The 24,160-nt window shown below is 50.5% G+C and carries 20 protein-coding genes; 8 read left to right on the top strand and 12 right to left on the bottom strand.

What is annotated here, in order from left to right:
- Position 1 precedes the first annotated feature (1 nt).
- Entirely contained in the window at positions 2-880 is an 879-nt protein-coding gene (locus tag C5S61_RS05550) for a carbohydrate ABC transporter permease (RefSeq protein ID WP_110514089.1), read from the top strand.
- A 222-nt stretch (positions 881-1,102) separates the two neighbouring features.
- Positions 1,103-3,037 carry a beta-galactosidase gene (locus C5S61_RS05555; protein ID WP_110514090.1) on the top strand — a complete coding sequence of 645 codons (1,935 nt, stop codon included), beginning with the start codon at positions 1,103-1,105 and terminating at the stop codon, positions 3,035-3,037.
- 42 nt (positions 3,038-3,079) lie between these two features.
- On the opposite strand, the gene ruvX is transcribed toward C5S61_RS05555, so the two are convergent.
- From ruvX to C5S61_RS05585, 6 genes are all read right to left on the bottom strand, one after another.
- Positions 3,080-3,556, bottom strand: coding sequence for a Holliday junction resolvase RuvX (gene ruvX, locus C5S61_RS05560; RefSeq protein WP_110514091.1), 477 nt, complete (start codon positions 3,554-3,556; stop codon positions 3,080-3,082).
- Positions 3,553-5,538 carry a hypothetical protein gene (locus C5S61_RS05565; RefSeq protein ID WP_110514092.1) on the bottom strand — a complete coding sequence of 662 codons (1,986 nt, stop codon included), beginning with the start codon at positions 5,536-5,538 and terminating at the stop codon, positions 3,553-3,555. Before C5S61_RS05565 ends, ruvX begins: the two co-directional genes overlap by 4 nt.
- A 193-nt stretch (positions 5,539-5,731) precedes the next feature.
- A complete protein-coding gene (gene alaS / locus C5S61_RS05570) occupies positions 5,732-8,401 on the bottom strand; it encodes an alanine--tRNA ligase (RefSeq protein WP_110514093.1) in 2,670 nt (889 codons plus the stop codon).
- A gap of 137 nt (positions 8,402-8,538) precedes the next feature.
- A complete protein-coding gene (locus C5S61_RS05575) occupies positions 8,539-9,363 on the bottom strand; it encodes a GNAT family N-acetyltransferase (protein WP_164689249.1) in 825 nt (274 codons plus the stop codon).
- Positions 9,344-10,000, bottom strand: coding sequence for a hypothetical protein (locus tag C5S61_RS05580; protein WP_110514095.1), 657 nt, complete (start codon positions 9,998-10,000; stop codon positions 9,344-9,346). The genes C5S61_RS05575 and C5S61_RS05580 overlap by 20 nt, the downstream gene beginning before the upstream one ends.
- A 356-nt stretch (positions 10,001-10,356) precedes the next feature.
- Positions 10,357-11,892, bottom strand: a complete 1,536-nt coding sequence (locus tag C5S61_RS05585; protein WP_110514096.1) for a hypothetical protein — start codon at positions 11,890-11,892, stop codon at positions 10,357-10,359.
- A gap of 157 nt (positions 11,893-12,049) precedes the next feature.
- Between C5S61_RS05585 and C5S61_RS05590 the strand changes: the two genes are divergently transcribed.
- Entirely contained in the window at positions 12,050-12,715 is a 666-nt protein-coding gene (locus C5S61_RS05590; protein ID WP_054536288.1) for a response regulator, read from the top strand.
- A gap of 52 nt (positions 12,716-12,767) precedes the next feature.
- On the opposite strand, the gene C5S61_RS05595 is transcribed toward C5S61_RS05590, so the two are convergent.
- The 6 genes from C5S61_RS05595 to C5S61_RS05620 form a co-directional block, all read right to left on the bottom strand.
- Positions 12,768-13,796 (bottom strand): zinc ribbon domain-containing protein, encoded by a 1,029-nt coding sequence (locus C5S61_RS05595; RefSeq protein ID WP_124033388.1) that lies wholly within the window; start codon positions 13,794-13,796, stop codon positions 12,768-12,770.
- 30 nt (positions 13,797-13,826) lie between these two features.
- On the bottom strand, positions 13,827-14,582 hold the full coding sequence (locus C5S61_RS05600; RefSeq protein WP_124033389.1) for a hypothetical protein: 756 nt from the start codon (positions 14,580-14,582) through the stop codon (positions 13,827-13,829).
- Positions 14,583-14,706: 124 nt separating this feature from the next.
- On the bottom strand, positions 14,707-15,024 hold the full coding sequence (locus tag C5S61_RS05605; protein ID WP_110514099.1) for a hypothetical protein: 318 nt from the start codon (positions 15,022-15,024) through the stop codon (positions 14,707-14,709).
- An 8-nt stretch (positions 15,025-15,032) separates the two neighbouring features.
- Positions 15,033-15,674, bottom strand: a complete 642-nt coding sequence (locus C5S61_RS05610) for a zinc ribbon domain-containing protein (RefSeq protein WP_110514100.1) — start codon at positions 15,672-15,674, stop codon at positions 15,033-15,035.
- Between the two features lie 39 nt (positions 15,675-15,713).
- Positions 15,714-16,322, bottom strand: coding sequence for a hypothetical protein (locus C5S61_RS05615; RefSeq protein WP_110514101.1), 609 nt, complete (start codon positions 16,320-16,322; stop codon positions 15,714-15,716).
- 39 nt (positions 16,323-16,361) lie between these two features.
- Positions 16,362-17,123 carry a hypothetical protein gene (locus C5S61_RS05620; RefSeq protein ID WP_110514102.1) on the bottom strand — a complete coding sequence of 254 codons (762 nt, stop codon included), beginning with the start codon at positions 17,121-17,123 and terminating at the stop codon, positions 16,362-16,364.
- A gap of 385 nt (positions 17,124-17,508) precedes the next feature.
- Here C5S61_RS05620 and chvE point away from each other — a divergent pair, with 385 nt between their 5' ends.
- From chvE to C5S61_RS05650, 5 genes are all read left to right on the top strand, one after another.
- On the top strand, positions 17,509-18,627 hold the full coding sequence (gene chvE / locus C5S61_RS05630) for a multiple monosaccharide ABC transporter substrate-binding protein (protein WP_439109048.1): 1,119 nt from the start codon (positions 17,509-17,511) through the stop codon (positions 18,625-18,627).
- A gap of 94 nt (positions 18,628-18,721) precedes the next feature.
- Positions 18,722-20,260, top strand: a complete 1,539-nt coding sequence (gene mmsA / locus C5S61_RS05635) for a multiple monosaccharide ABC transporter ATP-binding protein (RefSeq protein WP_110514105.1) — start codon at positions 18,722-18,724, stop codon at positions 20,258-20,260.
- Positions 20,257-21,504, top strand: coding sequence for a multiple monosaccharide ABC transporter permease (gene mmsB, locus C5S61_RS05640; RefSeq protein ID WP_110514106.1), 1,248 nt, complete (start codon positions 20,257-20,259; stop codon positions 21,502-21,504). The genes mmsA and mmsB overlap by 4 nt, the downstream gene beginning before the upstream one ends.
- 65 nt (positions 21,505-21,569) lie before the next feature.
- A complete protein-coding gene (locus C5S61_RS05645; protein WP_110514107.1) occupies positions 21,570-23,258 on the top strand; it encodes a ribulokinase in 1,689 nt (562 codons plus the stop codon).
- Between the two features lie 24 nt (positions 23,259-23,282).
- On the top strand, positions 23,283-23,924 hold the full coding sequence (locus C5S61_RS05650) for an L-ribulose-5-phosphate 4-epimerase (protein WP_110514108.1): 642 nt from the start codon (positions 23,283-23,285) through the stop codon (positions 23,922-23,924).
- Positions 23,925-24,160 lie beyond the last annotated feature (236 nt).

Here is a 24,160-nt window from a genome sequence, read left to right on the forward strand (position 1 = left end):
GATGGCAAAAACCAAGCTTTCAGACGATCTTATGCCGAAGTCTTTGGTCAGCCGGTTCCAACGCATCATGATCTATCTGATTTTGGTGGTTGGGGCTTTCTTCTCGCTGTTTCCCTTCTATTATATGTTTGTCCAAGCCTCGCAACCTTCGAGCGAAGTGCTGCGCTTTCCGCCTCACTTATGGTTTGGCGATTCAGCTTGGACCAATATCAAAGGGCTATTTGCGAATGGCTTTGGGCGCTCACTGTTTAATTCGGCCTTTATTGCGGTGGTCTATGCCAGCCTGAGCGTGTTTATTGCCTCACTTGCTGGCTATGCCTTTGCCAAATTCCGTTTTCGCGGGCGCTCGGTGTTGTTTGGCATGTTTTTGTTGGTGTTGATGATTCCCTATCACGTCACGGCTGTGCCACTGTTTCAGCTGATGTCCAAAATTACCTTTTTGGGCAACCCAACCTGGATCAGCAGCTATCAAGCGGTAATTTTGCCAGCGCTGGCCAATCCGTTTGGCATTTTCTTGATGCGCCAAAGCATGCAAGCCTTGCCCGACGATTTGCTTGATGCAGCGCGCATGGACGGCGCAGGCGAGTGGCGGGTATTCACCAACGTAGCATTGCCAACCATGCGGCCAACCTTGGCAGCTTTGGCGATTTATTCGTTTATGTTTCAATGGAACAGTTTCTTCTGGCCATTGATTGTGATGCGCGATAAAGCCATGGAAACGCTGCCCGTGCGGATCAATGCCTTAGTTGGCTTGTCGATTATCGATTATGGCCAATTGATGATGGGCACAGCGCTCACAACTTTGCCAATTATGATGATTTTTATCGCTTTCCAACGTCAATTCATTTCCGGCGCACTCGCAGGCGCTGTCAAAGGATAACAACTGAATTATGAAGGATGAAGGATGAGGGATGAATGTTAACCGCGAAGCATAGTATGGACGCGAATATCAAAATAAATGCTTCAATGCCGCGAACTGTTGGTACTTGAATAAACAAAACTTCGTGATCTTCGTGCTCTTCGTGGTTAAAAACTTAATCTTCTCGCGTTTGGTTTCATCCTTCATCCCTCATCCTTCATCCTTTCAAAAAGAGGTTTTTTTATGCCATTAGGTGTTTGTTATTATCCTGAGCATTGGCCACAAACGTGGTGGGCCGATGATGCCCAGCAAATGCGGGCCTTGGGCTTAGAATATGTGCGGATTGGCGAATTTGCCTGGGCCTTGATGGAGCCAGCAGCAGGCCAATACGATTGGGCATGGCTTGATCAAGCAATTGAAACGTTGGCCAGCCAAGGCTTGAAAATTGTGCTGGGCACTCCCACCGCCACACCGCCAGCATGGCTGACCCATCGCCAACCAGACCTGATGCGCATCGATGCCCAAGGTCGGCGTTTAGGCCATGGTGGTCGTCGCCAAGCCTGTTTGGTCAACCCTGATTACATCGAATATAGTCGCCAAATCGTCAGCGCTATGGCTGAGCGCTACGGCAACAATCCTGCAATCGCCGCTTGGCAAATCGATAACGAAATTGGCAACCATGGCTCGGCACGCTGCTATTGCGAGCATTGCGCCACGGCCTTCCGCCAATGGCTCGAGCAACGCTATGGCGATTTGGCAGGCTTGAACGAGGCTTGGGGCACGGCATTTTGGAGCCAAACCTACAGCGATTGGCAACAAATTCCTTTGCCAAATGTGCCAGTCGGCGGCGGCCATAATCCTTCGCTGGTGCTCGATTATCGGCGCTTTGCCTCGGATCAGCAGGTGGCTTACTGTGGCATGCAGGCAGAAATTTTGCGCCAGCACTCGCCAAATCGCACAATTTTGACCAACATTGCGCCTGGCGATGATGAGATCAATTGGTTTGACATGGCCAAGCAAGTTGATGTGATTGCCTGGGATAACTATCCGCATGGCTTCCCCAATTGGCAAGCAGTCTCGATGTATCACGATCACATTCGCGGCCTCAAACGCCAGCCATTTTGGGTGATGGAGCAGCAACCAGGCCAAATCAACTGGACTCCGACCAATCCGCCAGTGCCGCCCAACCAAGTGCGTTTGTGGAGCTACCAAGATGCAGCCCATGGCGCGGCCAACGTGCTCTATTTCCGCTGGCGCGCCTGCTGGCTTGGCCAAGAGCAATATCATAGCGGCCTGCGCGATCACGCCAATCGGCCAGCCCGTGGCAGCGTCGAAGCTCAAACTGTTGCCAACGAATGGCAACAGCATGGTCAACCAGAAGCAGCAGCGCGCAAAGTTGCCTTGCTCGTTTCCTACGACGACCATTGGGCGCAACAGCTTGACCCGCACGCCCAAGGCTGGAGCTATTGGCAGCTGCTGCGAACGATTCATCGCACCCTCACCAGCTATGGCGTTGGGGTAGATATTGTGCAGCGTGGCACGCCACTCGATGAATATCAATTGGCGATTGCTGTAGCCCCAATGCTCGATAACCCTGCTGAAACTGCTAGCTGGCGCGAGTGGGTGCAAGCAGGTGGCACGTTGATTTGTACGCCACGCAGTTTGACCAAACGCAGCGACAATCGCACAGCGCCCGATGGCTTCCCCAGCGGATTGACCGACCTATTTGGTGCTGATGTGGCCGAATGGAGCGCGCTTGACCCAGCCAAGCCTTGGGCGGTAAAACTTGGCGATACCAGCTATACTGCGCCGCTTTGGATGGAAGTGCTCAACGTGAGCCACGCCAATAGCTTAGCGACGTGGGATCAGTGCTATGCTGCTGGGCAGGCTGCGATTACCGCCGCAACCTATGGCAAGGGCTTGGCAGTTTTGATGGGCTGCTATCCAACCGAGGAAATTTTGGGCGATCTCTTGCCCCGCTTGTGGCCTGATGCGCAACGCCTTCCCGAGGATATTGAGCGAATTGCACTGACTGATGGTGTACTGTGGTTCAACCATGGCGAGCAAGCTCAAAGCATCAATCTGCAAGGCACGTGGCACGATAAATTGAGCGGCGAGGAATTCAGCAACAGCTGCGAAATCGCCAGCTTAGGCGTTCGTTGGCTGCAACAACGCTAAAACAAACAAGCCCTGTTGAGTACCATCAACGGGGCTTCTTCGTTAATCCCAATCGTCGTGATCAGGGTCGTGGTAAAGCGGGCGCGGCGGAGCAATCGAACTCATATAATCTTGCAAGATTAAAATAGCCGCCAGCTCATCGACGTGATCACGATGTTTGCTTTTTTTAATGCCCATAGCTTCGAGCGAGCGCTCAGCCTCAACGCTGGTAAAACGCTCATCATACAAGGTAATTGGAATGCTGGTGCGTTTTTGCAGGCCGCGCATAAACGCCTGCACCGCCTTGGCCTGAGCACCAACCTCACCGCGCAAAGTCAACGGCAGGCCAATCACCAGCTCAACCACCTCGTTATCGGCAATCATTTGTAAAAGCTGGGCATAGGCTTTATCGCTTGGCTGCGCTGGCAACGTCGGCTGGCCACTGGCGATAATCCGGTCGGGATCGCACATTGCCACGCCAATCCGTTTGTTGCCAACATCCAAGGCGATAATGCGGCCACGGCTGGGACGCTCGCTCATTCTTGCACCTGAACATTGATTTCGGCAGGGTCGAGTGGCAAGCGCTCAACCTCGGGCACAGAAACAATATCGCCAATCAAGCCACTATCGCGCAAGGTTTGCAATTGCAGCATTGCCTCAGCTGGGGTTAGGCCTTTGATACTTTCGGCAATCTTCAGTTTGGTGCTATCGGGCAAGCCAATGTTGGTTTTTGGCGCAACTTCAACCCTTGCCAACAACAAACTCGCGCCTGAATCATCGAGGCGAACTTCGCTTTTGACGATGCTGCTAGTATCAGTGCTGAACGATGGATCTTTGATCCGCAAGGCATTTGGCAAGGCCCGATTCAATTGTTCGGCAAAATTGCCGCGCACCGCCAAGCCTTGAAAATTTGCCGTTACAATCAGCTCAAAATCGCCATCAGTGCCAGCAACGGGGCGGGTCTGCACATCATACAGGCTGGGATTTTGCGCCAAATCATCAATATTAGGCAAGAAATTGACATCAGCCAGCACTTCGCCTTCTTGCAGCACGGTTTGCATTTGAGCCGGAATCGCACTGCGAAATTGGGCTACTGCTTGGGGCAACAACGGCAGCCAATCGGCTTCGGTTGGCAACTTCAATAGGGCAGTTGTGCCGCCTTGCACTGGTTCAGCATTAATCGCGAACAGTGCGCCTTCATAGCCTTCAATCGTCCAAATGATGTCGCCGCCAGCAGGCATGTTGTAGCGAGTACCGCCTGCACTAGCGACAATTTGGATCGCGCCAACGCCATTGGTCACCCCAGTAATGCTACTACTTGCTTCGGGAATTGTCGCCTCGCCTTGGGTCAAGAAAATAATTTCTTCGCCAGCAGCGTTGAGCACCTTGACCCGCGTATTGGCTGGAATAGGATAGGCTTGGGTATTGCGGTTATAGACTTCGAGGCGGCCAGCAGCAGCTTGATCTGGCTGCTCAGTAGCCGTAATGACCGTGCCACGGACTGGCACCGAAATTGGCACAGTAATCAAACGACCTTGAATTGCTGCCGAACTTGGCTCGCTAATTGGGTCTGCTTGATAGTTGAGCCGCACATCTTCGTAGGTTTGACCGCCCAAACTGGGAGCTGGCCGCACCATGATCGTAACGCCATTGTTAAGCTTATTGCCAAACAAAAACCAGAGCAATGCAGCAATTGCAATCGCCACCAGAATCAGCATGCCCCACAATGGGTAATTGCGTTTGGGCGCGTTTTGTTGCTTGAGTTCGGCCTTCTCGTCGGCGCGCTTTTGCTCAGATCGCGCTCGGCGGGCTTTGGCATCTTGGCGATGCATGTCATCGCTGGTTAATTCAATATCTTCTGGGCGAATGCGTGGGCGCGCTGGTGGTGCAGTAACAGTCGCGCTATCACCGCTCAGCGTATCCGAGAAATCGTTGAAGCCATCAAAATCCCAGTTGTCGTTGCCACGCGCTTGCTCGTGTTGGCGCAAGCCAGTTTCGCCAGCAGTAGAAGCGACCGAAAGGCTATCCAAGGCATCAGCCCAATCGTCGATTTCGCTGCGTGGCTGCTGCGGCGCAGGCTTGGGAATTGGCTGGCTGGCAATCGGCTTACTAACGCTAGAACTCGTTTGCAAACGATCGGTCGTCGAAGCTGTGGGCAAACCTTCCAGCGAAGCCAAGAAATCTTCTTCGGGGCTAACAGGAGCAACTGGCTGGGCTGGAGCTGCGGCAGCCGGCGCAGGCTTGCCGCCGACTACGCTTGGCTCAATTTCTACCACCATCATCTGGCAGGTCAAAGCAGCTTTGACAACCTTGGGATCGCTGGTATAGAGCGTCAGTTCGATACCTTCGCGGTTGGCAGTTTCGCGCAATCGATCGCAGGTTTTACGGCTTTGTAACGAAATCGAACCTTCGGGCATGAAGATATCAACATGCTCTGCTTTGGCATTACGCACCTGCTGAAGAATGCTATCGATTGAATCAGCAAGGGCAATGGTGATCAGTTCAGTTTTGCCAGTTGTCATTGGGTTGCCCCCAAAGCTTTCAGAATGAACACACGTCGAATGTTGTGGTGTTGGCAGAATCTCGGCTTTATTGTACAACGATCTGCTAGCGATGAGGACAACACCACAGTTTGTTACCTCATTGGGCGATTAATCCTCATGATTCCCCCTCTCCTCGCTGAGCGGGAGAGGGGTCTAGGGGGTGAGGGATACTTTAGAGCAAACTGCTGGCTTCAGCCAAAGCTTGATCAAGCGCAGCTGCATCGCGACCGCCTGCTTGAGCAAAATCGGCGCGGCCACCGCCACCACCACCAACTTTGGCAGCCAAGGCTTTAACCAAGTTGCCAGCATGGCGGCCAGCTTTAACGTGATCGGCGGTTGCTGCTGCAAGCAACAATGGCTTGCCATCGATGACTGTGCCAAGGATGACGACACCGCTGCCTATTTTATCGCGCAGTTGCTCGCCAAGTCGGCGGAAGCTATCAGCGTCGCTGGCTTCAACCCGAGCCACAACCAATGGCGTGCCTGCGTGCTCAGTTTTTTGGGCTAGCAAGCTATCAACTTGGCCAGCAGCTAATTCGCCACGCAAGCGTTTGATTTCATCGCGGCGCGATTTTTGGTCGAGCAACAAGGCATCGAGTTTTTCTTCGACTTTGCCTGGCTGTGCACCAAGTTTCTCGCCCAAGGTACGAATCAATTGGGCTTGTTGACTGACCCATTCGGCGGCAGCGCGACCAGTAACGGCCTCGATCCGGCGCACGCCTGAGGCTACCGAGCCTTCACTGACAATCTTAAAGAAGCCAATTTCGCCGGTGCGGGCAACGTGAACGCCACCACACAACTCGCGTGAGCAAACTGGAGCTTCGCTGTTGGCATGCACATGATCGCTGCTATCGCCACAACCAACGGTCACCACGCGCACAACATCGCCATATTTTTCGCCAAACAAGGCCATTGCGCCCAACTCGCGAGCTTGCGGCAAGGCCATTTCTGCTGCTTCAACCTTGCTATCAGCGCGAATCCAAGCATTCACTTGGTCTTCGATCTGTTGCAGTTGGTCGCTGCTCAAGCCTTTTTGGTTGTTGAAGTCGAAGCGTAAACGCTCTGGCGCAACCAACGAGCCTTTTTGCTCAGCATGATCGCCCAAGCTATCGCGCAACGCACGGTGCAACAAGTGGGTGGCGGTATGATTGCGCACAATATCGCGGCGACGAGCTGCATCAACCGTGACGGTTACTTGCTCGCCAAGGCTCACGCTACCTTCGCTGACGCGCCCACGATGGACAAACACGCCAGGTACAGGCTTTTGCACATCGTCGATCACAATTTTGCCGTGCGGCCCGACCAATACGCCACTATCGCCCATTTGGCCGCCGCTTTCGGCGTAACACGAGGTGCGATCGAGCACAAAAGCGACTTCTTGGCCGCGTTGCACCGTGCCAAGTTCTTCACCATCGAACTCTAGCGCCAGCACATGGCCCCAGCTTTCCAGCTCGTGATAGCCAGTGAAGCTGGTTGGGGCCAAATTGCGCTCGGCCCAGCGTTCGGTAATTGCGCCTTTTTTGAATTGGGCAGCACCACGACCGCGAGCACGTTGCGCTTCAAGCTCTGTATCATAACCGTCCAAGTCAACTGTCAAACCACGTTCGGCCACAATCCGTTCGGTCAGATCGAGCGGAAAGCCATAGGTATCGTAGAGCTTGAAGGCATCAGTGCCGCTGAAAACCGCTTTATCTGCTTGATTTGGCAACATTGCTTCAAGTTGGCGCAAACCGCCAGCCAAGGTTTTGTTGAAGCGTTCTTCTTCGCCAGTCACTACCTCGGCAATATAGCTTTGTTTGCTGCGCAACTCTGGGTAGGCATCGCCCATCATATCAATCACGGTGGCGATTGTTTCGGCCAAGAATGGCGCTTTGAAGCCAATAGTTTGGCCAAAATAGGCGGCGCGGCGCACCAAACGGCGCAGCACATACGAACGGCCTTCGTTGCCAGGCCGCAAGCCATCGGCAATCATAAAGGCGATCGAGCGGCTATGGTCGGCCACAACGTGATAGGCCGAGCTATTGGCTTGATAATGTTCGCTGCCAGAGCCGAGCAATTCCATCACCGTGTGAATAATTGGCGTAAACAAGTCGGTTTCATACGAACGAAACACGCCTTGTTTGACAATCGCCAAGCGTTCGAGGCTCATGCCGGTATCGATTGATGGCTTAGGCAGCGGAGTCAATACGCCGTTTTCATCACGGTTGTATTGCATAAACACCAAGTTCCAAATTTCCATATAGGTGTCGTCTTCGGAGTTGACACCTTCTGGCACTTGGTTATCTGGATCGTCGCCGATGTAATAATGAATTTCCGAGCATGGCCCGCGTGGCCCAACATCGCCAGCCGACCACAAATTATCCGCAGCATCGAAGCGCAGAATCCGTTCGGCAGGCATATAGGCCAGCCATAAATCGTGAGCTTCTTCGTCGGCGGGAATTTGCTCGTCGCCTTCGTAAATACTGACCCACATGCGTTTGGGATCAAGCCCAATTTCTTGGGTCAGAAACTCCCATGCAAAGCGAATCGCATCTTTTTTGAAATAATCGCCAAACGAAAAATTGCCCAGCATTTCAAAAAAGGTATGGTGACGCGGCGATGGCCCAACATTTTCAAGGTCGTTTTGCTTGCCAGAGATGCGCAAACATTTTTGCGATGAAACGGCACGGCTGTAGGGGCGGCTTTCGCGACCTAAAAAGACATCATTAAACTGAACCATCCCAGCCACTGTAAACAACAGGGTGGGATTATCGGCAGGAATCAGCGAGCTACTTGGCACGACGGCGTGCCCTTGCCGCGCAAAGTAGTCTAAGAAACGCTGCCGTAGCTCTGAACCTTTCATTTGGGAACCTCAAGATATTAAGAACATAGAACAAAGAGCATAGAACAAAGCCAATTATTGTGCTCAAGCCATTAATGTTCTATGTTCTATGCTCTGTGCTCTCACGATTATACACGATGCTGATGGGCTATTTGCGTTCAGCGTAGCTCTAATTCAAACAAACTATAGGCTTCGTTGGTATCGTGCCAGTTGAGTTGGCCAATTAATTGAGCTTGGCGACTGTCACGCCACTGTGGAGTCAGCAACTCTTGGCATTCGGGCATGGTGCGAGCATGAGCCAAAAGCGTCGTTTGAGCAGCAGCATCGCCTTCAATATGCGCAATAAAGCCATCTGGTTGGCAAATCATCCAGCCACTGCCATCAGGCAACACATACAATTCTTGGCTGGCAGCACGGCGTTCAAGCTCAGCTTGATCAAGGTTGCGCACCGTCCACTGATAAACATAGCGCCCGCCATGATCGTGCAAATTCTGGGCTTGACTCAAATCGATCAAGGCTGAATCGTGTACAACATTAGCTGGGGCAGCGGCAAGATCATTCAATCCATACCATTCAATAAAGCCAACATTGGCAAAATTGAGCTTTTCGGCCATCGAATGCATGCGCTGATTGCTGCGCTCGGTCATATAACCAATGGTGTGTGCATTCCAGCTTTTGGCCCAATTGATCGAATACTCGATCAATTCGCGGCCCAAGCCTTGGCCTTGCAACGCAGGATGAATCCGCAAGCCACCAAACCAAGCTTGGGTTGGCGAAAGCACCCGCAGGCGCAGCACAACCACAGGTTCTTGCCAGCCAGCAATCTCGCCAACATACAAATGGCCTTGCGGCAACCAATAATCCCAAACATCGCCAATATAATCTGCTTGGCCGTTCCACAGGGTATTGCACCACGCCACAATCGGCTCGCGATCGTCGCTGGTGGCTGGGCGCAGGGTAACTCTATTTGAGTTCGTCGTCATCGTAGGCATGTAAATCATCAAACTCTATATCATCGAGATCGACAGCACTGCCGTCGTTATCGAAATCATCAAGGTCAAAGCCAATACCAGCCAAGCCCGAATCTTCTTCGAGGCCGCTGGCCAGAGTACTCAACACGCGTTGCAAGGTTGTCGCGTTTTCGGCAGCAAAATACGCGAGGCTGTTGGCATTCAAACGCGCTTGTTGACCATCATCAAGCGGACTAGCGCCCAACAAAATCACAGGCATCGAGGCGATGGTTTTGCCATAGGTGCTCAAAAAGCGTTCAAGCTCGCGCTCGGCAAAAATCGATTGCTCTTCGCTTTCGAGGTCAAGCAGCAAAATCACACCATCGGTATTGTGCAAAACGTGCTGGCGATCAGCGGCAGTTGAGCCAGCAGAACGCAAGGCATGCAGCATATAGACGGGATTAATATCGCCAAGGGTAGCATTTGCAGGCCGGTAACGAGCTACGAGGGTTGGTTCGTCCGTTGGCGGGCTATCCCAGGTTACTTCGCGTTCAGCGAGCGGAATGGCTGTAACCAGTTGGGCGGCTAGCTTCACTGCATTGCGGGTAGGTGGGCCAAATAGCACGACCTTGCAATGCCATTCGTTTGTCTCATGATTGAGCCGTGACATAGCTCCTCCGAAATTCCACTGCAAAAACGATGGGCAGTCGCAAGGATTATAGCATTGTCTCGCAGCTTAGCGCTAGCTTTTCATGCTTGTTACGTTCCCTCCTCCCCAGCCCTCTCCTTCCAAGGGTAGGTTTTGAGCGATTGATGGTGGCATGGAGCGTTCCCTCACCCCCCAACCCCCTCTCCCACTGGACGCGGGTGAGGGGGAGCCGACCGTTGTGCACCAAGAATTGCGACAGAACCACGGTGTTAAAGCCTCTCGCCCGCGCCACGGGAGAGGGGTTGGGGAAAGCGGATCTTAAAACCCCTGCCCAACCGAAGTTGCACAGGGGTTTGTTCAAATGGATCAAGCGGAATTTATGGCAAAACGTTCAAGGCATTGCGCACATTATCTTGATTCGAGCTAAAGATAACCACAAATTCTTGGCCGCTGCCTTTGATCCCAACGTGCACATCGTCGTCAGTGCGGTTCAGATCGTTTTCGCGCAACAACAAATCGCCGTTGGATTTGAAGGTGGCGCGGAACAAGTTGAGAAATTCATCGCCATCAGCGGCAGTATCCCAGCGCAACGTCCATTGCAACACGGGCGTGAAATCGCTGGTGTGCTCATACAAGCTCATACGACCGCCGCCAATGCCAGCAGCCGCCGCGTCCATATCGCCAGCAGCATCGGTATATTCAAGCAACGATTTCAGGTCAAACTCGCCAACCGTGTTGGTCATAGCCGTCGTCCAGTCAGCACCAAGCACTGGCAAGAGATCGAATTGATTGGGCAAACTTGGGTTATCGCGGGTCGCGCTCAAATATTTTTCAGGGTGCAAAATCTGTTCTGTCGAGGTTGGTGGGTCTTGCAAGGCTTTGGTTACTGCTTCCCAACCGCCTGCTGCATAGACTTCCTCAACAAAGGTCAAACCGTCTTCATAGGGAAATACCAAGCCATCGCGCAACACGCCTGGTACTTTTTCCAAAATATCGCTGCTGTCTTGTTGTTCTTGCAAGGTGCGCAACAATTCTTGTAATTGATCAGGCGACATGCGCGGCACTAAATCGGTTTGCAGCCAATCGCTCATTAATTTGGTTGCATCGCCTTCAACCAACGAACGAAACGCCAACGAACGATCAGCATCAAATTCGCCAACTTTCAAGCCATCTTGCAAATTGATCAATTGATCTTGTAAGTTGTGATTAAATTCATGGGCGTAGGTAATTTGATCTGCTGCGGGGAAATTATTATTTTCAGCAATAATATAAAATGTATCGGTTTCTGGGTCGTAGAAGCCACCAATTTGTTCAGTTTGCAAATCGATATACAATTGCTGCAAATCAATATCTTTTTCAGCTAAACCAAGCATCCACATTTGGCTGGTTTCATGGCGAAAATCCGCTGGGGTATTTTCGGTTTCCATTTCTTTGACAATGTAATCGCGCAATTCATCGCGGGTCAGCATGCGCCGCGTCACAGGCCGTTCTTCAGCCAAGCCGCGTAAGGCAATCACTTCTTGCTCAATTTGCTTCATCACTGCGACAATTTCGGCTGGTGGCTCTACGCCGCCTGGGCCGGTTGGCGTTGGCGCAGCAGGATCAACGGTTGGGGTCGGGCCAGCCTCTGGAATGGCGGTTGGCTCCAGCGCAGGGCTGGTTGGCTCGGCCACACTGGTTGGCGGGTTATTCAAACGCTCTTGTAAATCGTTAACTTGGTCTTGCAGCTGGCGGTTTTTATCTTGCACCTCGTCAGCAGCAGTAACTTGATCTTTCAATTTGCCAAATTCGGCTTGGGTGGTGGCATCACGCGAGATAAGCGTGCCCCGTTCAACCCACAGCCAACCGCTAGCGCCGAGTGCCACCAACAGCAACGCCACTAGCCCAATTATTGTAACACGTGTTCGATTCATGGATATTCCTTCAAAACTAGGCCGAGATCTCTCAAACGTGTACTGAGCATATCACAGCTTTGGCCGCTTGGAAGTGAAAAAGTGGTGAGCAGTTGCGGCTGATTTGCCTATTCCGTGTACAATCAATAGAGCGCGATTCACTCACAATGAGGTTCTTATGGAAAGTATTAGCGTTTTTTTAGTCGATGATCATCTGGTTGTCCGCCAAGGCTTGCGTGATTTTCTCGAACTCCAAGACGATATTGAGGTTGTTGGCGATTCGGGCATGCCCGTCGAAGCAGTTGGCCAAATTAAGCAACTGTTACCAGATGTGGTGATTATGGACTTGGTGATGCCCGAAATTGATGGCGTGGAAGCGACCCGTCGGGTCAAAGCCGTTAGCCCAAGCACCCAAGTGATCGTTTTAACCTCGTTCTCCGACGATGAAAAAGTCTTTCCTGCAATCAAAGCAGGGGCGATCTCGTATTTGTTGAAAGATGTTAGCCCGCTGGAATTAGCCCGCGCCGTGCGTTCAGCCAAACGTGGCGAGGCGGTCTTGCACCCTGAGGTTGCTGCCAAATTGATGCAAGAATTCTCAACGCCTCGCAACAACGATCCCGATGCAGAAGCGCTGACCGAGCGCGAAATGGATGTGCTGCGCTTGATCGCCCGTGGCCATTCCAACCGTGAAATTGCCGATTCGCTGATCATCAGCGAAAAAACTGTCAAAACCCACGTCAGCAATATCTTGTCGAAATTGCACTTGGCAGATCGCACGCAGGCGGCGATTTATGCCCTACGCCAACGCCTTGTGCCAATGGACGATCCCTTACCCGGGCGTTAATCTGGCTAAGCCGCCGCTCAACTGAGTGGCGGTTTTACTTTTTAGCACGATGTTAAGTAATTTTCTGCACATCCCACACCAGCTTACTCCAACGGCTGTAAACGATTCGATAGCGTTCGCCTTTGCGCATGTGCATATAGTGCTGTTGCGTAACAAATGTTTTGCCAAGTTGTTGAAACTTAGCTGTATAGCGACTCCCCAGTGGGCTACTTCTGCGATCAAAACCAATACATAGATCAACAGTAGATTCCAGCTTGCCGGTGATTAAATCGATGAACTGAAATGCAGTTTGGATAATCAACATCCAAAGCATAAACAGAAAAAGGACTTGAACTATATTGCTAAAGCTAAAAGAACCTGCGATTAGCTGCTTGATCGAGCCACTTGTAAATATTGCAATAACCGCTCCAAATCCTAGATTCAGCAGCATCATTTTTATAATTTCTTTCCGTTGATTCAACGATAATCGAGATTGCGCTGCCAAAGGTTCATTATTTTTCAAATCTTCTGCTTCTTGTGTATTTAATAGTTGATCAATAACTGTCTGATTCGGCTCAAGCTTAATTTTCCAAAGCTTTTTCGTATTTAGGCTATACATTATTCGATAAAATGATTGTAATTGAGCATTTTCATACAGCTCATCATCAATTTGAAAATCACCAAGGCGGTTAAAAAAAGCCACGTAAATCCGATGGTCTTTCCTGATATACATCCATTCAATTTTAAGCAACTGATCGGTTTCAACATGCACAATATCGTTAACAAAATCATATAAGTGTTTATTTAAAGCTATAGCTGCAACAATCAAGCCAGTTATGATCAACAATGCAATCAAGGTAAAATTTCTAGCTGAAACAAGTGTACATATTCCAATAATTGATACTGTTATCACTAAAAATGGAAACAGCGCTTTGGTTAGATGATACCTGCTTTGTTTGCTGGTCATTGCCATGCTTGGAGCCTGCGTTGAAGCAACTGTCGCAGGCTTTAATAGGGTATTTCTTGGCACACCAGGCCCACCACATTTGGGGCAACGGCGCTCACCAGACGGAAATTTGATATAACACTTTGGGCAATACATAGCATTGATCCATTTTCTCAAGAAATTGGTTTATTTTGCGGTTTTACGCAGCAAACTTGCCAAAAGCGCACTTAGCAATCGGCCAAGCACAATAATGCCGAGTGTCTCGCCAAGCGCCCAAAAGAAAGTGGGGTCAATATCCTCCAACCTGGGATTAAAAATATTCAGCGTAGGTGAACTAAAGAGATACCAAAAGGCTATAAAAAGAATAAGAGAGAGCATCGAAGGCCAATTTTCGCGTTCGGACGCAAGTTGATCATCTAATGACTGCTTAGGAATCGCTTGATGGATAGTCAATAAACGTTTGGAGAAGCGGCTATAACTGATCTGATATATCGCTCCCTTGACTAGCAATCTATAGGTTGTCGAGTCGATATCGAACCCGCCAACGCGCTCAAATCGAGTCTTATAGCTGCTATTTCTGGTACTGTACCATTTCGAGTCTAGTCGATCAACGGTGACTTGAGCAACGCCACTCAGCAAATCAAGCAAATAGCCCATCAAATACCAGCCAACCCAACCAAAGAATACAAGTTTGAAAAAGCCAGGAATCGTCTCAGCCAGCTCGATGCGCAGCACGATCCACGCAACCGCGATCAGCATGGTCAAATAAAATACGATCGTATCCAAGAACATGCTTTTTTGATCGCTGGTTAGCTTAATTGTGGTTGGTACGAAGCTTTCCAACCATGCTTGATCAGCCTTACTAACGACAAACTCCGGCTCGGCCTCTGGCTCCCAGAGCGGTTCGGCCATCGGTTCAGTTCGCTGGTAGGCATTGGCCATGGGAAATTCGCCAAACAGCGGGGTTGCTATCGAGCGCCGTGCTGGCCCAGCACAGCTTGGGCATTGCTGACTCGCAGTTGCCAGCGGGGTATTACAAATTGGGCAGTTCATAAATAGTTTCCTTTCATTGTTTGCGGGCGTTGCTGCGCCAAAGATCAAAGATTAATCGACCTATTTTGGCCACGAGATACATGCCAAAAATCCCCATCACCAACCAATATAACCAGCCATACGAACTGAAAAACCACCAACAGAAAAATACCATGATCGACCATGGCACAAGCCCAACCAAAAAGAATTGCCATGCTTGTTTGGCAGTTAATGGCCGCGAACCAGGCGGCGCAACCACCAGCTGCAATAATTGTTTGTCGATGACTGCGCCACACGTATCACAATTGCCAGCAGCGCTCGTGAGGGTCGCATTACATTCTGGGCATTGCATCGTGATTCCTATTCTGCTGCACTATTAACGTGAGCTGTATCCAATGATCCATCAACCTGCACCATATCTAATAAACGTTGGGAAGCTTTCCCATAACTTAATTTATAGAGCGCACCTGGAATCGCGGCATAATGATCCTTAGCGCTAATATCTACTCGACCAAGCTGCTCGAAATAACCAAAGTAATGGATTCTTTGGCGTTCATACTTTTCACGATAACGTTGAGTTTCAATTAAGCGATCAACATAGACTTCAGCCACACCATTATAGAAATCGATCAAATGAGCAATCATCAGCCAGCCTACTGCTAGGCCAACAATTCCAACAAATGCTAAAATAAAGCCAAAATCGCCAACCTGAATTAAATAGCCAACAATCAGCATTGCCACAAATAGCGCCACCAAACTAGCCAAGGCAATCAGCAGGTGTTTTTTCTTTTGGGCCTGTGTCAATGGCGTAATCGTTGGCACAAGATTATGGCCATCGGGAAGACTAATGTAGCGACCACTGGGCAATCGAACGCTTTCGCCACCTGGATGGATTGCTAAATGGGCAACCGCAGCGTCATCAAGCTGAACATAAAACGGAAAGCCACATTCAATACAGCGACTACTGTCGGGAACAAGCTTCTGACACTTCGGGCATTTCATACCAATTCCTCTCTGCTGCTTTCAATAGGAAAAAGAACATTATTGACTAGCAACCTGCACTATATTCAATAAAAGGTGGGATTTTTTAGCATAACTCAATTTATAGAGCGCACCTGGAATTGCGGCATAGTGATCATTGGCACTAATCGAGATCTGGCCAAGCTGCTCGAAATAGCCAAAGTAATAGATTCTTGGGTGTTTAGACCTTGAACGATAACGTTCGGTTTCGATTAAGCGATCAGTATAGACTTCAGCCTCGCCGTTAAAGAAATCGATCACGTGGGCAATCATCTTCCAGCTCAATGCTAGGACAAACATCACCACAAATATCCAGATAAAGCCAATATCAACAGCCAAACTTAAATAGCCAATCACCATCAGCGTGATTACAATCAGCACCAGAAACAAAAATGCCATCAAAAGGTTTTTGTTCTTTTGGGCGCGGGTCAATGGCGTAATCGTTGGCACAAGATTGTGCTCCTCGGGAATTCTGAGCACGCGACCGCTTGGCAATTGAATATTCTTGCCATCAGGATCGGCAGCTCCATGGGCAACCGCAGCGTCATCAAGCTGGGCATAAAACGGAAAACCACATGCGACACAACTACTATGGTCGGGAACAGTTGTTTGACACTTCGGGCATTTCATACCGCTTCCTCTCTGCTGCTTTCAATAGTTTGTTATTGGTTAGCCAATTTGTTGCATTGCCCACAAGCTTTTACTGCGTGGGCTATAGGTCAATTGATAAATTGCGCCCTGCAATGCGTTATCGTACTGTTGGCGGCCAATATTCAGGCGACCAATCCGTTCAAAATGGCCATAGTAGGTGCGACTATTTTTATTTTTAACAATTTGGGTTTTGGTTAAGCGATCAACCTGAACTAAAGCAACCCCACTAAACAAATCGATTAATTTGGTAATTGCTTGCCAACCAAAAATCAAGCTTAGCACCCCGATAAAAATCCAAACAAAGCTTAATTCACCAGTCATCGGTGCGCGGCCCACATAGAAAATCCCCACCGTGATAATGATCATTGGAATGATCGCCCCAAACAGCAATTTGGCTTTTTGGCCGCCAGTCAAGGGCACGGTGGTGGGCATGGCATTGCCCAGCATGGTGGCGTTTGGTGGCGCGGTTACGCGTTGCATTGGCGATTGATCCCAGTTTGCTGCTGGCGCAGCAGCTGGTTGCTCCCATGTATTTACTTGGTTTTCTGGATTCCAAGCAGCATCAGCAGACGCGTTTGACTCCCAGGCTGCTGACGCTGGAATGCTTGGCTCCCACACATCAGCATCATTTTGTTGATCGCGGCCCCAAGCGTTGGCTGTTGGCGATTGGCCAAACGATGCAGAGGCGGTCGACGCTGGGGGCGTGCGTAACGGCCAGTCGCAGCGTGGGCAGGTAGCACTACTATTTGAAACACTACTATAGCAATTTGGGCATTTCATCGGGGTAGTCCTCCACTGATAATGTACGTCGAAACTCAGCATGGGTTGCGTTCGTCGCTCAAGCTTACTCGATCGCCCACTGAAGAGCTAGATCAGGCTAGTACTTTTGCCTCAGCTGTATGCTTGACAGCAACTATCTGGATTGTTATAATGCGACCGTTATCGATAACGGGATCGATAACGGGATCGATAACGAGGTCGGTACCACCTCCAAACCCCTCCCTAGCTTGCCGTTCCAACTTAACTGCTTCAGTGTTCGCAACCTGTCTTCGTTGGGTGCGCCATTTAAGCGCAGCAACCCTAGCTGTGGCACAACTTAAGCCACCGCCCACGAAAACTTACTCCAAGGAAGGACATGACGATGAAGTCTCCTCGCGCGAAGTTCATGCTGGTTTTGATGGTGCTCATGACGATGGTTTTGGCTAGCTGTGGCGAAGCCGCAACCTCAACGCCTGCGCCAACCGCTGGCGGCACAACAAGCACCGGTGGCACAACCGCCAATACCGATAATAGCAAATACACCATTGGGATCTCAATGCCCACCAAATCATCTGCTCGTTGGATTGCCGACGGCGACAATATGGTGAAGTATTTCCAAGAAAAAGGCTTCAAAACCGATCTTCAATACGCTGAAGACGATATTCCAACCCAACTTTCGCAAATTGAAAACATGGTCACCAAAGGGGTCAATGTTTTGGTGATTGCGGCAATCGACGGCGAAACTCTCTCAGATGTTCTGCAAAGTGCTAAAGACAAGAAAATTCTGGTTATCGCCTACGATCGCTTGATCAAAAAGACTCCTAACGTCGATTTCTACGCCACCTTCGATAACTTCAAGGTTGGGGTCTTGCAAGCGCAATCGATCGAAACCAAACTTGGCTTGAAAGAAGGCAAAGGCCCTTTCAATATCGAGTTGTTCGGTGGCTCATCGGATGATAACAACGCATTCTTCTTCTACGATGGCGCTATGTCAGTCTTGCAACCCTACATCGATAGTGGCAAGTTGGTCGTCGTCAGTGGCCAAACTGGCATGGATAAAGTTGCTACCTTGCGCTGGGACGGTGCAACCGCTCAATCACGTATGGACAACATCTTGAGCGCCTTCTACGGCGACAAACGGGTTGATGCAGTGCTCTCGCCATACGACGGGATCAGCATTGGCATCATCTCATCACTCAAGGGTGTTGGCTACGGCAGCGCCGACCAACCAATGCCAGTTGTTTCGGGCCAAGATGCAGAAGTGCCTTCAGTCAAGTCAATCATCGCTGGCGAACAAAGCTCAACCATCTTCAAAGATACCCGCGAGTTGGCAAAATCAGTCGTTGGTATGGTCGAAGCCTCATTGTCAGGCAAAGAAGTGGCTGTCAATGACACCACCACCTACAACAACGGGGTCAAAGTTGTGCCTTCACAATTGCTGGTTCCGGTTGTTGTCGATGTAACCAACTGGGAAAAAGTGTTGGTCGAAAGTGGTTACTACAAAAAAGAAGACATAACCAAATAATTCTGGCAGCAGGTCTGTGTGTGGGCAACGCTCATCCACAGGCCTGCTTTGCATAGGAAACTTGGCCATCTTCTCAGCAAACGAGGCACAGGTTATGTCTGATCTACTACTTGAAATGCGCGGAATCACCAAAACCTTTCCTGGGGTTAAAGCGCTGAATGATGTTAATTTGCAAGTGCGCCAAGCAGAAATTCACGCGCTAGTTGGCGAAAATGGCGCAGGCAAATCGACCTTGATGAAGGTGCTCAGCGGGGTTTATCCTCATGGCAGCTACACAGGCGAGATTATTTTCGAGGGTCAAGAGTGTCGTTTCAACGATATTAGCGCCAGCGAAAAACTCGGCATCGTGATTATCCACCAAGAACTAGCCTTGATTCCGTTCCTCTCGATTGCCGAAAATATCTTTCTCGGCCACGAAACTGCCTCACGCGGCGTAATCAATTGGAATGCGGCGATTGCCAAAAGCCAAGCATTGCTCAAAAAAGTGGGCCTGAGCGAATCGCCCAACACATTAATTACCGATATTGGCGTAGGCAAGCAACAATTGGTTGAAATTGCCAAAGCGCTGGCCAAAGAAGTTAAGCTGTTGATTCTCGATGAACCAACCGCCAGCTTAAACGAAAGCGATAGCCAAGCCCTGCTCGAATTGCTGCTGCAATTCAAACAACAGGGCATCTCATCGATTCTCATTTCGCATAAATTGAATGAAGTTTCGAAGGTTGCCGATGCAATTACGGTACTCCGTGATGGCGCAACCATCGAAACCCTCGATTGTCACAAAGAAACCATTAGCGAAGACCGGATTATCCGCGGCATGGTTGGCCGCGATTTGAGCCATCGTTTTCCGCCCCGCGAGGCCACGATTGGCGAAACTCTGTTTGAAGTTCGCAACTGGAATGTCTATCACCCACTTCACGCCGAGCGCAAAGTTGTCGATAACGTCAACTTCAACGTGCGCAAAGGCGAAATTGTCGGGATTGCAGGCCTGATGGGTTCGGGCCGCACCGAATTAGCAATGAGTATTTTTGGCCACGCATATGGCAAACATATCAGTGGCCATGTCTATAAAAATGGCCACGAGATCGACGTGCGCACGATCCAAAAGGCCATTCGCAACGGGATTGCCTACGTTACCGAAGATCGCAAAAACTATGGCTTGGTGCTGATCGATGGGATTAAAAATAATATTTCGCTCGCCAATTTGCCAGCGATTGCCAATAAATCGGTGCTTAACGAGCCAAAAGAATTGCGGATTACCAATCAATATCGCGATGATTTAGGCATTCGTAGCTCCAGCGTGCTGCAAAAAACCGTCAATCTCTCTGGCGGCAACCAACAAAAAGTTGTGCTGAGCAAGTGGTTGTTTGCCAACCCCGATATTCTGATTCTCGATGAGCCAACCCGTGGGATTGACGTGGGCGCTAAGTATGAAATCTACACGATTATCAACAAATTGGCGCAAGCAGGCAAAGCCGTCATCATCATCTCTTCGGAATTACCCGAAATTCTCGGCATGTGTGATCGCATTTATGTGATGAATGAAGGTCAGTTGGTTGGCGAAATGCCTGCCGCCGATGCCTCTCAGGAAAAGATCATGAAGTGCATTATGCAGCAGGAGGTTAACCAGCCATGAGCGCTGAACTGCAAACCAACGAATCCAGCAAAGCGGCTGGGTTCAAACTCGCCACCGTTTTCGATTTCTTGAAAAATAATGTGCGCGAATATGGCATGCTGGTTGCCCTTGTGGTGATTGTGCTGTATTTCCAATTTGAAACCAGCGGCGTGTTGCTCCAACCAACCAACATCACCAACGTGATTTTGCAAAATAGCTATATCGTGGTGATGGCGCTGGGCATGCTGCTGGTGATTGTGGCAGGCCATATCGATCTTTCGATTGGCTCGGTGGCGGCCTTTGTCGGGGCCGTTGCTGGCTATATGATGGTCAAAAACGATTACCCGGTGATCATTTCGATTGCTGCCTGTATTGCGATTGGCGCTGCGATCGGCGCGTTTCAAGGCTATTGGGTGGCCTTCCGCAAAATTCCGGCCTTTATTGTAACCCTCGCAGGAATGTTGATTTTTCGCGGCTTGACCTTGGTGCTGCTCGGCGGTAGCTCACTTGGCCCGTTTCCTGAGAGCTTCAGCAATATCAGCAGAGGTTTCATCAGCGGCAACGACGCAAAGTCTGGCTTTATGAGCAACCCACTTGGCGGTGCTGACGCAAAACTGCACTTGATGACGCTGATCATTGGCTTAGCGTTTGCAGCAATCATTGTGTACTTGGATATTGTAGGGCGCAAAAATAGCCGTGCATTCAACTTCCCAGTAATTTCAACCCCATTGTTTATTATCAAAAATGCAGCAGTTGTCGCCATTATTATGGCCTTCTGCTATATCTTGGCTTCCTACAAAGGCTTGCCCAACGTCTTGTTGGTCTTAATCCCATTGATCGTCTTGTATATCTTTGTCACCAAAAAGACCGTGATTGGGCGGCGGATTTATGCCTTGGGTGGCAACGAAAAAGCCGCCAAACTCTCTGGCGTGCCAACCGATCGCCTGACGTTCTATACCTTCGTCAATATGGGGGTTTTGGCGGCTATCGGCGGCATGATCTTCACAGGTCGCTTGAACTCGGCCACACCCAAAGCTGGCGATGGCTTTGAACTCGATGCAATTGCGGCGGTCTTTATTGGTGGCGCATCGGCCTCAGGCGGCATCGGCACAATCTTTGGCGTAGTGATCGGGGCCTTGGTGATGGGCGTGCTCAATAATGGCATGTCAATCGCTGGCGTAAGCGTCGACTGGCAACAAGTGGTCAAAGGTGCAGTGCTCTTGATCGCTGTCTACTTCGACGTATCGAGCAAAAATAAAGCCTAGTTGAAGCAACGCAAGGCATTAGCCACGCTTGGTTAGTGCCTTGCAAACCCATACAAGGAGTTGCCATGAGTCGGCAAACTTATGCCATCGGGGTCGATTTTGGCACCGAGTCGGGCCGTGCTGTGCTCGTTGATGTGCGCAATGGCCAAGAAATCGCAACCGCGATCTATCCCTATGCCAACGGGGTTATCGACGAAAAACTGCCCAATACCAACATTCGACTTGAGCCAGATTGGGCGCTCCAAGACCCCAACGATTATCTTGATGTGTTCAAAATCACCATCCCCGCCATTCTCAAAGAAAGTGGCGTTGACCCTGCTGACGTGATTGGGATTGGGGTTGATTTTACTGCCTGTACGATGTTGCCAACCAAAGCCGACGGCACGCCGTTGTGTCTGCTGCCAGAGTGGCGCAACACGCCGCATGCATGGGTCAAGTTGTGGAAACATCACGCCGCCCAGCCAGAAGCCAACCAACTCAATCACTTGGCCCGCGAGCTTGGCTACAGCTTCCTTGATCGCTACGGCGGCAAGATTAGCTCAGAGTGGTTTTTCCCCAAGGCTTGGCAAATTCTCAATGAAGCACCAGAAGTCTACGCCGCCGCCGATCGCTTGATCGAAGCGACCGACTGGGTGGTTTGGCAATTGACTGGGGTCGAAACCCGCAACGAATGCACCGCAGGCTACAAGGCCATGTGGTCAAAATCCGAGGGCTTTCCCCCTAATGAGTTTTTCAAGGCGCTCGACGAACGCATGGAACACATCGTCGATCAAAAAATGTCGCGCACGCTCTTGCCGCTTGGCGCAAAAGCTGGCGGCCTTAGCCAACAAGCAGCAGAATGGACAGGCTTATTGGCAGGCACTGCGGTTGCGGTTGCCAACGTCGATGCTCACGTCACGCTGCCAGTTACCGGCAACACCGACATTGGCACGATGGTGATGATTATGGGAACCAGCACCTGCGACGTGATGAACGGCGAACATCGCGACCAATTGCCAATTGTCGAAGGCATGTGCGGCGTAGTCGATGGCGGCATCGTGCCAGGCATGCTTGGCTACGAAGCAGGCCAAAGCGGGGTTGGCGATATTTTCGCTTGGTTTATTGAGCATGGCGTGCCTGGCGAATATTTCGCCCAAGCAGAAGCTGAAGGCCTGAATATCCATAGCTTGCTCGAACGCGAAGCCGCCAAACTCAAGCCTGCTGAGAGCGGTCTATTGGCCCTCGATTGGTTCAATGGCAATCGCTCAACCTTGGTCGATGTTGAACTCAATGGCTTGGTGTTGGGTATGACCTTGGCCACGACTGCGCCCGAAATCTACCGTGCATTGCTCGAAGCAACGGCGTTTGGCAAACGCGAAATTATCGAAACCTTCAATCAATCGGGTGTACCGATTCGCAAATTGATTGCAGCTGGAGGCCTGCCCGAAAAAAACCACCTGCTGATGCAAATTTACGCCGATGTAACCAACTATGAAATTAGCGTGATTGCCAGCAAACAGGCTCCAGCCTTGGGCGCAGCCATGCACGGCGCGGTTGCCGCAGGCCTTGAAGCAGGTGGCTACGCCGATATTGCTAGCGCCGCCAAACAGATGGGCCGCTTGAAAGCCGAAACTTTTAAGCCAATTCCTGCCAATGTTGAAATTTACGATCAGCTCTACGCTGAATATAAAGTGCTCTACAACTACTTTGGCCGTGGCGAAAACGATGTGATGAAGCGCTTGCGCATGCTCCGTCACGCCGCACTCACCGCCTAGTTGCAGCCAGATTGGAAGCCAATGATGTTAGAAACACTAAAACACGAACTCTGGAAATTGCACCTTGAATTGCCCAAAAATGGCTTGGTAACCTGGACTTCGGGCAATGTCAGCGCCCGCGATCCTGAAACCAATTTGGTGGTGATCAAGCCCAGCGGCGTGATGTTTGAAGATTTGCGGCCTGCTGATCATGTGGTTGTCGATTTAGACGGCAACGTGATTGAAGGTGAACTCAAGCCTTCATCTGATACCGCCAGCCATTTGTACATTTATCGCCATCGCCCCGATGTGAATGGGATTGTGCATACGCATTCGCCGTTTGCTACGGCTTTTGCCGCAAACGGCAAATCAATTCCGGTCTATTTGACCGCCATGGCCGACGAATTTGGCGGGCCGATTCCATGCGCAGGCTTTGCATTAATTGGCGGCGAGGAAATTGGCCAACAGGTGGTTGAGCATATTGGCACATCGCCAGCGGTGCTGCTGCAAAATCATGGCGTTTTCACAATTGGCAAATCAGCCAAAGCCGCCGTCAAAGCCGCCGTGATGACCGAAGATGTGGCCCGCACTACTTGGTATGCCTTGCAAATTGGCCAGCCCCAAGAAATCGCCAGCGACGACGTTGCCAAATTGCACTATCGCTATACCAATGTGTATGGGCAGTAAAGCTGGGGATCGGTTGTTGGGGAGCGGGGATCGGATTCTAACAACCATGATCATCCAAATGCTCAAGATTTAGTAAAGCTGGGGAGCGGTTGTTGGGGAGCGGGGGCTGGTAAATTACTACGTCTCGTTGGTTCTCATTACATTTAGAGATCAGTAGTTGGAGGTTGGGGATTGGTTATTGAGAATTAGGGGTCGGCATTCGCGTCAGAATAACATCCCGGCCCCCAGCCCCCGAT

It is taken from the genome of Herpetosiphon llansteffanensis, from assembly GCF_003205875.1.
Taxonomy (GTDB): Bacteria; Chloroflexota; Chloroflexia; order Chloroflexales; family Herpetosiphonaceae; genus Herpetosiphon; species Herpetosiphon llansteffanensis.